Raw genomic sequence first — 12,980 nt, 5'->3', positions numbered from 1 at the left:
TTCAATACCTTTTAATCAAAAGACTATATGACTAACCGATGAAATTATCTGATTTTGACTTTGAATTACCCGATTCTTTAATCGCTAAACACCCGGCTGAACAGCGCACAGGCTCCAGGTTACTTACCCTTGACGGTAAAAATGGCAGGTTGGAAGATAAGCTTTTTCCCGATATTGTAGATTTGATCGCGCCAGGGGATTTATTAATTTTTAATAATACTAGAGTTATTCCTGCGCGTCTTTTTGGCCAGAAAGAAACCGGCGGTAAAGTAGAAGTCATGCTAGAACGGGTGCGCCAAGATAATACTGCAGTTAGTCATATCCGTGCCAGTAAAGCACCTAAACCAGGGACTAAAATTATTGTAGAAGGCGGTTTGCAAATTACAGTTTTGGGCCGTGAAGATGAGCTATTTTTGATCAAGTTCGATGCAGATGAAGATGTCTTTAGCCTACTTGAAAAGCATGGCCATATGCCTCTGCCTCCCTATATTGACCGACCTGATGAAAATGCTGATAAAGAAAGGTATCAAACTGTATACAACAAAAATCCCGGTGCAGTAGCCGCACCGACAGCAGGTCTGCATTTTGATACCCAAATTTTGGAGAAGCTTAAAAATAAAGGTGTACGCATAGAAGAGGTTACGCTACATGTGGGCGCTGGTACCTTTCAGCCAGTACGGGTGGAGAACATTCAAGACCATAAAATGCACTCAGAATACGCTAACGTACCTCAAACGGTCGTTGATGCTGTTTTGCAAACCAAGGCGCAGGGCAATCGCGTGATTGCAGTGGGAACAACCTCAGTAAGATCTTTGGAATCTGCTGCCCAGCACCCAGATGGACAGATTCGCCCATTTATGTCTGACACCAATATTTTTATTTATCCGGGGTATGAATTTAAAGTGGTTGATGCCATGCTGACCAATTTTCACTTACCGCAGTCTACTTTGCTAATGCTAATCAGTGCATTTGCAGGACGAGACAATGTGTTTAACGCATATGCCCATGCAGTGGCACAAGAATACCGTTTCTTTAGCTACGGAGATGCAATGTTTATCGAAAAATCGGATTGAGGTTTGATTTATCAGATAGCGCATTAAGAGTAATCCCACTATAAACGGTTTTCAGTGCCATCTTGTGTTCAATTTTGCTATACTCTCGCGCAATTTTAATTCGGTACTCAAGTTACCGCCAATATTACGTATTTGATTAAATGAAGTTTGAACTAATTAACACAGATGGCTTGGCGCGCACTGGGCGTTTAGTCTTCGATAGGGGCGTGGTTGAAACGCCTGCTTTTATGCCTGTTGGTACTTATGGCACCGTAAAAGGAATGACCCCAGAAGAGCTTAAAGACACTGGGGCTCACATATGTCTGGGCAATACTTTTCATTTGATGTTGCGTCCTGGTACGGGCATTATTCAGCAACACGGTGATTTACATGATTTTATGCATTGGGATAAACCTATCTTAACTGACTCAGGTGGCTTTCAAGTGTTTTCCTTGGGACAGTTACGTAAAATCAGTGAAGAAGGTGTGACCTTTAGATCACCCATTAACGGCGAAAAAATCTTACTGACGCCTGAAAAATCAATGCAAGTCCAGCGTGAACTGGGTTCTGACATTGTGATGATTTTTGACGAGTGTACGCCTTTTCCTGCCACCAAAGATGAAGCAAGGCAATCGATGCAATTGTCCTTACGCTGGGCAAAACGCAGTAAACAAGAGCATGGTGAAAGTGAAGCTGCTCTTTTCGGTATTATTCAAGGCGGTATGTATGAAGACTTGCGCGATGAGTCTTTAGCTGGGCTAGAAGAAATTGATTTCGATGGTTACGCTATTGGTGGATTATCAGTAGGCGAGCCTAAGCCAGACATGATGCGCATAGTGCGTCACACTGCGCCGAAAATCAATCCGAATAAACCCCGTTATTTGATGGGCGTTGGCAAACCTGAAGACATTGTGGAGTCTGTGCGACGTGGCGTTGATATGTTTGATTGTGTAATGCCAACACGCAACGCTAGAAACGGCCATCTTTTTGTTTCTGAAGGGGTTATAAAAATACGTAACGCCCAATACAAAACGGACACAGGCCCGTTGGATAAAAAATGTGACTGTTATACTTGTAAAAATTATTCTCGGTCATATTTACATCACTTAGACAAGTGCAACGAGATACTCGGCGCGCGACTGAACACTATTCATAACCTGAGATATTATCAAAGGGTTATGCAAGGCTTACGTGAAGCTATTGCAAATAATGCATTAGATCAGTTTGTTGAAGAATTTTATGCTGAGAAGGGACTGGAAGTTCCAGTGTTAGATTAGCTGCAAAATAATAATAATTTGAAAATATAAGGAATCATTATGAGTTTATTTATTTCTCCTGCATATGCCCAAGAAGCAGGCCCTGGTGCATCGGGTGGTTTTGGCCCTCTGATCATGCTCGCGGTTTTTGGTTTAATTTTTTACTTCTTACTTTATCGTCCTCAAGCGAAACGTGTGAAAGAGCATAAGAAACTTGTGTCAGAACTAGGTAAAGGTGATGAAGTACTCACCCAAGGCGGTCTAGTAGGCAAAATTACTAAGGTTGCAGAAGATAAAGACTTCATTGAAATTATGCTAAATGAATCAAATAGCATCATGGTACAAAAGTCTGCCATTACCGCTGTGTTACCAAAAGGTACCATGAAGTCACTCAACTAATGCATATTCAATGTCATTAGGCGATAGATAGGAAGTTATTGTGTTAAATAAAACGCCTTTTTGGAAGTATTTGGCCGTTATCGTGGTGTTGTTGGTGTGTGGATTATATGCACTTCCCAACATCTACGGAGAAGATAACGCGGTACAAATATCTCCTTCTCGAAATAGCGTCGTGAACGAGCAAATGGTCTCCCAAGTAGAAGAGCATCTCGAATCGACAAAAATTCCTTTTAAACGGATTGAATATAAAGATGAACGGGTGTTGGTTCGTCTAAACGATTCCGATACCCAGTTGAAAGCTCAGGAGTCTTTGGCGGAATTGCTCGGCGATGACTATTTTGTGGCGATGAACTTGGCACCTGATACCCCTGAGTGGTTGAATAACCTTGGCGCTGAGCCTATGAAGTTAGGCTTGGATTTAAGAGGCGGTGTGCACTTTTTAATGGAAGTAGACATGAAAAGTGCCATCGAAAAATCTCTTGAAAGTGCTCAGGCAGAAATCCAAACTCGTTTACGAGAAGAAAAGCTAAGATATCGCACTGTACGTGTGGTTGGGGAAGACTTAGAGATCGTTTTCCGAGATCCTGAAGTGTTAGAAAGTGCTCAGTTTTTCTTGCGTAATAACAATAACGAGATGAGCTTTACCGAACAGGATGAATTAACCCTTAGAGCTGCTTATACCCAAACGAGATTGGATGAAATTCGTGATTATGCTGTTAAACAGAACATTACGATAATCCGAAACCGTGTTAACCAGTTAGGTGTAGCTGAGCCCCTAGTACAAAAACAAGGGCAAAATCGTATAGTTGTACAATTGCCGGGTATTCAAGATACAGCAAAAGCCAAAGAGATACTTAACGCAACGGCAACGCTAGAATTTAGATTAGTTGACCAAGAAGGTGATATTGCCAGTGCAGTGCGTGGTCGAGTTCCTCCTCGTGCCAAGCTTCTTTACACCAGAGATGGAAGACCTTATCTATTGAAAGCAGATGTAATGCTAGAAGGTAGCCATATTACTGATGCTAATAGTAGCCGAGATGAAAATGGTTTCCCTCAAGTTAACATAGATCTTGATGGGAAAGGCGGGAGTTTAATGTCAAAAGGCACCAAGGATAACATTGGTAAACCTATGGCAACTGTGTTCATTGAATACGAAGCTACTAACGAAAAAGACGCTGAAGGGCGCACTATTTTCGAGAAAAAAGAAGAAATTATTAACGTTGCTACTATCCAAGCACAATTAGGTAATTCATTTCGCATTACTGGGATTGGCAGCGCATCAGAAGCAAGAGATCTTTCTTTATTATTAAGAGCGGGTGCTCTTATCGCGCCGATTCAAATTGTGGAAGAAAGAACGGTTGGTCCAAGCTTAGGTAAAGAGAATATTGAACTTGGTCAAACAGCGATTATTTATGGGTTAGCCGCAGTGTTGATATTCATGTTGATTTACTACCGTGCGTTCGGTCTAGTGGCCAACGTCGCCTTGGTGGTAAATGTCATCATGATCATTGGTGTCATGTCTATGATTCCAGGTGCAACCTTAACCTTACCAGGTATGGCGGGTATTGTACTTACTGTGGGTATGGCTGTAGATGCGAACGTACTCATCTTTGAGCGTATCCGAGAAGAAATCAGGGAAGGGCGAAGTCCACAACAAGCCATTCATTTTGGTTATGATAACGCTTTTTCGACGATTTTAGACGCAAATATCACTACTTTCATTGCAGGTTTGATATTGTTTGGAATGGGGACAGGACCGATCAAAGGCTTCTCTGTTACCCTGATGATAGGCATAGTAACCTCTATGTTTACTGCCATCATAGTGACTCGCGTCTTGGTAAATGCCATTTGGGGCGGACGCCGCGTAAGCAAGCTGGCGATATAGGAGAACGACAATGGCACTTCAAATATTAGATATAAATAAAACTGTCGATTTCATGAAGCTTCGTATGGTGGCTTTAATCTTTTCGACATTGTTGATTGTAGGTTCAATCGGTTCCTTAGCGGTTAATCAACTTAACTGGGGATTAGACTTTACTGGCGGAACATTGATTCAAATGCAGTATCCAGACGGCGCTGATTTAGAAAAAATCCGAGCTGATTTAGCCAACACTGAAAATGAATATAGTTTTCCAGATGCCGTTGTTCAGAACTTTGGTAGTAGCCAAGACGTACTGATTCGTGTTGCTCCAAGGGATGACCTTGAACAGGAAACTATTGGTGATAAGGTCGTAGAAGTCTTGCAAGCAGCGGACTCAACTGCCGTTCGAGATCGCATTGAGTTTGTTGGACCTAACGTTGGTGAAGAGTTAACTGAGCAAGGCGGATTAGCCATGATAGTGGCGCTAATCTGTATTCTTATCTACGTAGCAATGCGCTTTGAATGGCGATTTGCATTAGGCTCTGTTGCCGCGTTGGCCCATGATGTTCTTATTACCCTTGGGTTGTTCTCTGTATTGCAGCTGGAATTTGACTTAACCGTTTTAGCAGCATTGCTGGCAGTTATTGGTTATTCACTTAACGATACCATAGTTGTGTCGGACCGAATCAGAGAGAACTTCAGAAAAGTTCGTAAAGGTGCTCCGGTCGAAATTATCAACATTTCACTGACCCAAACTCTTAATCGTACAATAGTGACCTCATTAACCACTATTTTGGTATTGTTGGCGCTATTTTTTAAAGGTGGAAGTTTGATACACGGCTTCGCGACAGCCTTATTGATGGGTGTCTTCATTGGTACCTATTCTTCTGTGTACATTGCCAGTGCTGTAGCACTTGCCCTAGGCATCAGTAAAGAAGACTTAATGCCAACAGAAGTAGAAAAAGAAGGCGCTGATTTAGAACCTTTATAATGTGAAACTTAATACAAAAATAGCAGGCCTATGCCTGCTATTTTTTTGTCTAAAAGTGCTTGAGAATCTATAAGGCTAGATGTTCAAATAGACGTTATAAGTTGGCTTACAGCTAGCGCTACTAACCGCTTATTACCGTATTTCTGCCTTCTACTTTGGCTTTATACATTGCACGATCTGCACGTTCTACCAATACTTCCAAATTGTCAGCATATTGTCGAGAAGCACTGATACCAAAAGAACCAGTGACTGTAATTTCTGTTTCTTTGTGTACTATGCTCAAGCGCTCTATTTCAAGACGGCATTTTTCAGCAACTTCACGAGCTTCTGTGGAATCTTTGTCCGGTAGAATAATGGCAAACTCTTCTCCGCCCCAGCGTGCTACTAAACCTTGTTTACTAACTACGCTTTCAAAAGTTCGGGCGACTTTTTTAAGTACTATATCGCCTGCCATATGACCGTATTGATCATTAATATTCTTGAATCTATCTAAGTCACACACAATTACGGACATTTGTCTATGTACCCGACGTTCACGATAAAAGAAAGTGCGAGCGTATTCTCGGTTGGCAAGTAAAGTGAGAGGATCTTGATTAATCCGGCGATTCACTTTATCCATGTATTTATCGATGAGTTTGTACAACACCTTATAGGCGATGAACAAAATCAAAATACCAATGGCAACATATAACGCAAAAGATTTGTTTACTTCTAACTGACGTTCATTGAGCGGTGTGAGAATATAAATATTCCACTTAAGATTTTGCAACGACAGCTTAGAAATCAGCAAATCCCCAGTTTCACTGGAAACTATCACGCTAGGCTCTACATCGTCACCCGCTTGATTCACGAATTCGTCATACCATTCCACTTGGTTGATTTCTTTAATACCAATAACTTCATCTTCAGTAATAGCATGGGCAGGTGATAATTCGGAGATAGATGAAAGCACAATTTGTTTTTCGTTGTTCACAAAGATAAATTCGTGTCCGTATTCATTACGGAATTTTTCAAAAGACAATAAAAAATCAGATAACGACTTGCCTAAACCAGCAAAGCCAATAAAGTTACCCTGTTCATCATATTGGCGCACGTCTATATACAAATGCACATCTTCGCGCTTTCCTAGCACCGCCTGAATATCATTATCTGTCTGATCTTTTAAGGCAAAGTACCAAATAACCTGACCTTCTATAAGATCGAATACTTGGCCATTAGAGTTATATTGTTTTCTAGACTTGTCATGGGCAAGATAAAATTCGTATCCAAATGTGGAGTTAAACTTATCGAGAAGGGCGACTAACTTTTCTTTATCGGGTTCATCCGCAATGAAGAATTCTTTATAAAGCTCAATTTCAGCCAGAGTTTCGGCGATATGTAGTGGGCGCAAAAGCTCATTTTCTACCAAGGCGAATACTGGAGATATTGACTGTTGATGTTGTTGGCTTTGTTTACCCGCCAAATCGCCGATAGTGATATAAGCTGATACCGCAATAATCAGAAATACCAAAATTCCGACAAAATAATTTAATCTCTTTGATTCGTTATTAGTAGCCAAAATCAACTCCATTTGAGCTATGAATATATGAACACTGACTTCTACATGCTTACCATGTAGAAACTTTCTCTAGAATAAACTGTTATTGCACTGGAATAAATAGCTAAACAACTTATCTTAATTTATAAAAAAGGCCCATTTTGTCGCTAAATGAGCCTTATTGTCTTGAACGTCAAAAATCTAGTATAGAACCTATTTTAATATTTTGACTAATTGCTGCACCACTTTTGGTGACCCTGACACTATGCCGTTTGCAGAACCTGGCTTCTTCAATTCCGCATATAGGGGATCATTGTTACCAGCATAATCAGTGCTTAATCCGCCTGCTTCTCGCACAATTAGTTCACCGGCGGCCATATCCCAGGATTTTAGACCCTTTTCAAAATAACCATCAAAGCGACCTGCAGCAACATAGGCCAAATCAAGGGCCGCTGAACCCATACGACGAACGTCACCTGATTGCATGTATACCGCATTGAATTTACTGCTTGCTTCGGCAAATTGACTTTTATCTTTAAATGGAAAAGCGGTTGCTAGCACAGTTTCAGTTAAATCTTTGGCTTTAGACACCCGAATACGATAACCATTTAATTGTGCACCAGCACCTTTTGATGCAGTAAATAGCTCACCTCTGATAGGATCAAATACAACTGCTTGATCGAGTTTACCTTTGTACAATAATGCAATGCTAACGGCAAAATGTGGAATGCCGCGAATAAAATTAGTGGTGCCATCGAGGGGATCGATCACCCAAGTAAAATCTGAATTGTTGTCGATGTTGCCGCCTTCTTCACCAATGAAAGAATGCTCAGGATATGACTGTTGAATTTTACCAATGATGGCAGCTTCGGCTTCCTTGTCGATTTTAGTGACATAATCACTTGAACCTTTAGATTGAATTTGTAAATCGTCTAAGTTTTCGAAACCACGAGCAATAATGCTGCCCGCCGAACGCGCAGCACGTACTGCGATGTTGAGCATCGGATGCATAAGAAACCGCCAAATATTATAAAGAACTAGATTAAAAAACGGGCGGAGTCTACCAGATTCAATCCTTTAGTGAAAGAGAAACTATTGCGTGATATATTACGCGCCGATTTTTGCAAGGGGCAATGCAATGCTAGAAAATATACGAATAGTTTTGGTTAACACTTCTCACTCGGGAAATATAGGCTCGGCTGCGAGGGCTATGAAAACCATGGGACTATCAAAGTTGGTTCTAGTCGACCCTATTTCGCCTCCTGACGGAAAAAGCAGCGCGCTTGCCGCTGGGGCTGGAGATGTTTTGCAAAATGCTGAAATAGTCAGTGACCTTTCTCAGGCTATTCAAGGCTGTGGTTTAGTTGTAGGAACATCTGCGCGCTCAAGGACCCTAGATTGGCCGATGCTAACGGCCAGAGAATGTGGCGCAAAATTAACCCTTGAGTCACCGCAATATCCGGTGGCTTTGGTATTTGGACGAGAAGCAAATGGCCTTACCAACGAAGAACTAAGACTATGCCATTTTCACGTTTGCATAGATGCTAATCCTGAATATAGTTCTCTGAACCTGGCGGCTGCCGTGCAGACCTTGTGCTATGAAATCAGAATGAGCTTTTTAGAAAAGAAAGCCGCCCAATACGCCCCAAATGAAACCCCAGAGTATCCCTTAGTGGAAGATCTCGATAGATTTTATGTGCATTTGGAAGAAACACTCAGTAAGACCGGTTTTATTAGGGAGAATCACCCGGGCATAATAATGGCCAGACTTAAACGACTGTTCACTCGAGCACGACCAGACAGCAGGGAAATTAACATTCTACGGGGAATGTTAGCTTCAGTAGATAAATTGACTAAAGATAAATGATTATGTTCAGTAGAATTAAAGAAGATATTAATAGCGTATTTCATCGCGACCCTGCAGCTAAAAACAGCTTCGAAGTATTGTTTAACTATCCAGGGCTACATGCCATATGGATCCACAGGCTTAGCCATAAGCTATGGAATCTAAAGCTAGGCTGGCTAGCGCGAGTACTATCAACCTTTTCTCGCTTTTTAACGGGCATCGAAATTCATCCGGGGGCTAAGCTTGGTCGTCGTGTATTTATTGACCATGGTATGGGCGTAGTGATCGGCGAAACAGCCGTGGTGGGAGATGATGTAACCCTTTATCACAGCGTTACCTTAGGCGGCACAAGTTGGAGCAAAGGTAAGCGACATCCAACCTTAGGTGCAAACGTTGTGGTGGGAGCTGGCGCTAAAATTCTAGGCCCGATTCTGATTGGCGAAAACGCCCGTGTAGGCTCAAATTCTGTGGTTGTTAAAGATGTGCCTGAAAACGCGACTTGCGTTGGCATTCCTGGGCGCATTATTCAGCCGGCTAATAAACATAAAACTTCGCAACGCCAGGCCATTGCTAAAAAATATGGTTTTGATGCTTATGCAGTTGCCGAAGACAATCCTGATCCTGTTGCTAACGCCATGGGTATTATGCTCGAACATGTGCATTTGATGGATAAGAAAGTAGCTGAAATGTGCAAAGTAATACAATCATTAGGCGGGGATGTTTGTGCTGATAGTATTCCTCGCATTAGCGCTGAAGATTTTGAAAATACGGGGATTTCACCTGTGATCAAAGAACAGCAAAACGAAGCTTTTGACCCGCAGATTTAGGCATTTTTTAGCGTTGCGGAGTAAATAATACTGTAGGCCCTTGATTAGATGGAAGTTAAACCTCATATCAATAATAACCTAGTAAAATAGTCGGATAAATACTTGACAAAATTACTCAGGTAATTAGACTTTACGCATATTTTAGCACGCAGGCGCAATTGATTATGAAACTAACATCGAAGGGCAGGTACGCAGTGACAGCGTTGTTAGATGTCGCTTTACATTCACAGACTGGGCCTGTGTCTCTGGCGGATATTTCTGAGCGCCAGGCGATTTCGCTTTCTTATTTAGAGCAATTGTTTGCAAAGCTACGCAAACAGGCGTTGGTAGAAAGTGTGAGGGGACCTGGTGGTGGTTATTTGTTAGGCAAAGATGCTCACAAGATTGCGATTGGCGATGTAATCAACGCGGTCAATGAGACCATTGACGCGACTAGATGTAGCGGTCATGCAGATTGCCAAGGCGGTCAACGATGTTTGACCCATAATTTATGGCAAGAATTAAGCGATCGTATCGCTAACTTTTTAAATGAAATAACCCTTGGCGACTTGATGAGCAAAAACGATGTGAAGTCTGTCGCAAACAGACAAAATAACAGTGCCAAGAATTTAGTAGATAATATTGAAATTAGTATGCAACTTTAAGCGGAGTAACAGATGAGCAACTTAAAATTACCCATTTATCTTGATTACGCGTCGACGACACCAGTTGATCCTCGTGTAGTTGAAAAGATGACGGAGTGCTTATCGATGGAGGGTAACTTTGGTAACCCAGCCTCTCGTTCGCACAAGTTTGGATGGGTTGCAGAAGAAGCTGTCGACATAGCACGCAATCAAATCGCAGAGTTAGTAAATGCAGATCCTCGTGAAATTGTGTTTACCTCTGGTGCTACCGAATCAAATAATTTGGCAATAAAGGGTGCGGCACATTTCTATAAGAAGCGTGGTAAGCACATCATCACGGTGAAAACTGAGCATAAAGCGGTATTAGATACAACGCGTCAGTTGGAACGAGAAGGCTATGAAGTCACCTATTTATTACCAGAAACGAATGGTCTTTTAGACTTAAACAAGTTAAAAGATGCAATTCGAGAAGACACTATTTTAGTCAGTGTAATGTTTGTCAACAACGAGATTGGTGTCATTCAGGATATGCAAGCGATTGGCGATCTCTGTCGTGAAAATAAAATTATCTTTCACGTGGATGCGGCTCAAGCAGCTGGAAAAGTGCCTATTGACTTACAAACATTGAAAATCGACTTAATGTCATTTTCGGCACATAAAATTTATGGACCTAAAGGCATAGGTGCGCTTTACGTAAGAAGAAAGCCTCGCGTGAGAATTGAAGCACAGATGCACGGTGGTGGACACGAGCGTGGAATGCGTTCAGGTACTTTGCCGACTCACCAGATTGTGGGTATGGGCGAAGCCTTCAGAATAGCCAAAGAAGAAATGGCGACCGAAAATGAGCGTATCAAAATGTTACGCGACAAGCTTTGGAACGGCATTAAAGATATGGAAGAAGTCTATCTTAACGGTGATTTAGAAAAACGCGTTGCTGGTAGTTTAAACGTTTCCTTTAATTATGTTGAAGGTGAAAGTTTAATCATGGCATTAAAAGATATGGCGGTTTCCTCAGGCTCAGCTTGTACTTCAGCAAGTTTAGAACCTTCTTACGTGCTGCGAGCGTTGGGCATGAATGACGAGCTTGCACATAGTTCTATTAGATTCAGCATCGGTAGGTTTACCACTGAAGAAGAAATCGATTATGTGATTAAGGTTGTGCGTAGCGCTATTGTTAAGCTTCGCGAAATGTCACCTCTTTGGGACATGTTCAAAGAAGGCATAGATTTAGAATCAGTTGAGTGGGTAAACCACTAAAAGTAGAGGTGTGAGAACATGGCTTACAGTAATAAAGTAATTGATCATTACGAAAATCCAAGAAACGTAGGCGCATTTGAAAAAGATGACCCTACAGTAGCAACAGGCATGGTGGGTGCTCCAGCTTGTGGTGATGTAATGCGTCTACAGTTAAAAATTAATGACGATGGCATTATTGAAGATGCAAAGTTCAAAACATATGGCTGCGGTTCAGCTATTGCTTCTAGTTCTCTTGTTACAGAGTGGGTAAAAGGCAAAACTATTGATCAAGCAACTGAAATTAAGAACACTGATATCGCCCAAGAGTTAGCCTTACCGCCGGTGAAAATTCACTGTTCAATTTTGGCTGAAGATGCCATCAAAGCAGCAGTAGCAGACTATAAAAGTCGACGACAACAGTAAATCGTAAACCATTATCAGCGAGTAATTAGGAGCAGAAACTTGGCTATCACAGTATCAGAAGCAGCAGCGAATAGAGCAAAAACTTTCTTGCAAAACAGAGGTTCTGGCTTGGGCATTCGTCTTGGTGTGAAAACTACCGGTTGTTCTGGCCTAGCCTATGTTTTGGAATTTGTTGATCAAATCGACGAAGGCGACCATGTATTTGAAGATAATGGCGTAAAGGTTGTCATTGATGGTAAAAGCTTGACTTATTTAGATGGTACTCAGTTAGATTTTGCCAAAGAAGGGTTGAACGAAGGCTTTACCTTTAATAACCCCAATGTCAGTGGTGAATGTGGTTGCGGTGAGAGTTTTACCGTTTAATAGGTGCAAGCTAGAGTCCGATGAACATGACAGACTATTTTGCATTATATAATTTGCCACATGCATTTCAGATTGATGAAAGCCTGTTAAAACAGCGATATCAACAACTGCAAAAATTGACTCACCCTGACAGGTTTGCAAGTGCCAGCGAGCAAGAAAAGCGTCTTTACATGCAAAAAAATGCACAAGTAAACGACGCCTATTATGTGTTAAAAACCCCAGTAAAAAGAGGCGAACATTTGTTGGCGCTTCGGCAATTTCCCTTGCCAGATGAGCAAGCGACTATGGGAGACACTGAATTTTTAATGCAACAAATGGAATTACGAGAAGCCTTGGCTGACGCTGATAACCAACAACAGTTGGAAGCGTTTATTAAGAGTGTCGAATCTTTAGATGAAGATTTAACTCAACAGATAGAACAAGCGCTCAGTGCTCAAGACCATGCATCTAACGAAGCTGCTGCCTCAGCCCTGACAAAACTCAAATTTTTGAATAAACTTGCCGCTGAGGCTGATAATAAGTTACAGCAAGTTTCCTAACCAATTGCCCATAAGCAAAACAAAGAG

14 protein-coding genes are annotated in these 12,980 nt (G+C 41.6%); 12 read left to right on the top strand and 2 right to left on the bottom strand.

The features are described 5' to 3' along the window. Window positions 1-38 precede the first annotated feature (38 nt). The 5 genes from queA to secF all read left to right on the top strand — a co-directional run bounded on the left by queA (window position 39) and on the right by secF (window position 5,559). The gene (gene queA, locus ACNKW3_RS07900; protein ID WP_427398744.1) at window positions 39-1,073 is read left to right on the top strand and encodes a tRNA preQ1(34) S-adenosylmethionine ribosyltransferase-isomerase QueA; all 1,035 of its coding nucleotides are present in this window, start codon (window positions 39-41) and stop codon (window positions 1,071-1,073) included. A gap of 140 nt (window positions 1,074-1,213) precedes the next feature. Then, window positions 1,214-2,329: a tRNA guanosine(34) transglycosylase Tgt gene (tgt, locus tag ACNKW3_RS07895; protein WP_427398743.1), complete on the top strand. Its 1,116-nt coding sequence runs from the start codon at window positions 1,214-1,216 to the stop codon at window positions 2,327-2,329. 39 nt (window positions 2,330-2,368) lie between these two features. Beyond that, entirely contained in the window at window positions 2,369-2,707 is a 339-nt protein-coding gene (gene yajC / locus ACNKW3_RS07890) for a preprotein translocase subunit YajC (protein WP_427398742.1), read from the top strand. Window positions 2,708-2,747: 40 nt separating this feature from the next. After that, window positions 2,748-4,592, top strand: a complete 1,845-nt coding sequence (secD, locus tag ACNKW3_RS07885; RefSeq protein WP_427398741.1) for a protein translocase subunit SecD — start codon at window positions 2,748-2,750, stop codon at window positions 4,590-4,592. A gap of 10 nt (window positions 4,593-4,602) precedes the next feature. Further along, window positions 4,603-5,559, top strand: a complete 957-nt coding sequence (secF, locus tag ACNKW3_RS07880) for a protein translocase subunit SecF (RefSeq protein ID WP_427398740.1) — start codon at window positions 4,603-4,605, stop codon at window positions 5,557-5,559. Window positions 5,560-5,680: 121 nt separating this feature from the next. Here the strand turns inward: secF and ACNKW3_RS07875 are convergent, their stop codons facing one another. Then, the gene (locus ACNKW3_RS07875; RefSeq protein WP_427398739.1) at window positions 5,681-7,117 is read right to left on the bottom strand and encodes a GGDEF domain-containing protein; all 1,437 of its coding nucleotides are present in this window, start codon (window positions 7,115-7,117) and stop codon (window positions 5,681-5,683) included. Between the two features lie 192 nt (window positions 7,118-7,309). Continuing rightward, window positions 7,310-8,107: an inositol monophosphatase family protein gene (locus ACNKW3_RS07870; RefSeq protein WP_427398738.1), complete on the bottom strand. Its 798-nt coding sequence runs from the start codon at window positions 8,105-8,107 to the stop codon at window positions 7,310-7,312. Between the two features lie 127 nt (window positions 8,108-8,234). On the opposite strand from ACNKW3_RS07870, the gene trmJ reads away from it, so the two are divergent. The 7 genes from trmJ to hscB all read left to right on the top strand — a co-directional run bounded on the left by trmJ (window position 8,235) and on the right by hscB (window position 12,953). Then, window positions 8,235-8,963, top strand: coding sequence for a tRNA (cytosine(32)/uridine(32)-2'-O)-methyltransferase TrmJ (gene trmJ / locus ACNKW3_RS07865; RefSeq protein ID WP_427398737.1), 729 nt, complete (start codon window positions 8,235-8,237; stop codon window positions 8,961-8,963). A gap of 2 nt (window positions 8,964-8,965) precedes the next feature. After that, window positions 8,966-9,769, top strand: coding sequence for a serine O-acetyltransferase (gene cysE, locus ACNKW3_RS07860; RefSeq protein ID WP_427398736.1), 804 nt, complete (start codon window positions 8,966-8,968; stop codon window positions 9,767-9,769). A 164-nt stretch (window positions 9,770-9,933) separates the two neighbouring features. Beyond that, window positions 9,934-10,413 (top strand): Fe-S cluster assembly transcriptional regulator IscR, encoded by a 480-nt coding sequence (gene iscR, locus ACNKW3_RS07855; protein WP_427398735.1) that lies wholly within the window; start codon window positions 9,934-9,936, stop codon window positions 10,411-10,413. A gap of 12 nt (window positions 10,414-10,425) precedes the next feature. Next, window positions 10,426-11,649, top strand: coding sequence for an IscS subfamily cysteine desulfurase (locus ACNKW3_RS07850; protein WP_427398734.1), 1,224 nt, complete (start codon window positions 10,426-10,428; stop codon window positions 11,647-11,649). Between the two features lie 18 nt (window positions 11,650-11,667). Further along, window positions 11,668-12,051, top strand: coding sequence for a Fe-S cluster assembly scaffold IscU (iscU, locus tag ACNKW3_RS07845; RefSeq protein ID WP_427398733.1), 384 nt, complete (start codon window positions 11,668-11,670; stop codon window positions 12,049-12,051). Between the two features lie 39 nt (window positions 12,052-12,090). Then, window positions 12,091-12,414 (top strand): iron-sulfur cluster assembly protein IscA, encoded by a 324-nt coding sequence (gene iscA, locus ACNKW3_RS07840; protein ID WP_427398732.1) that lies wholly within the window; start codon window positions 12,091-12,093, stop codon window positions 12,412-12,414. Window positions 12,415-12,440: 26 nt separating this feature from the next. After that, window positions 12,441-12,953 carry a Fe-S protein assembly co-chaperone HscB gene (gene hscB / locus ACNKW3_RS07835; RefSeq protein WP_427398731.1) on the top strand — a complete coding sequence of 171 codons (513 nt, stop codon included), beginning with the start codon at window positions 12,441-12,443 and terminating at the stop codon, window positions 12,951-12,953. Window positions 12,954-12,980: the final 27 nt, after the last annotated feature.

It is taken from the genome of Glaciecola sp. 1036 (genome assembly GCF_050306235.1).
In the GTDB taxonomy this organism is placed as follows: domain Bacteria; phylum Pseudomonadota; class Gammaproteobacteria; order Enterobacterales; family Alteromonadaceae; genus Glaciecola.
Note: the sequence above shows the minus strand (reverse complement) of the source record. Positions and strands in the feature narration are given on the sequence as shown.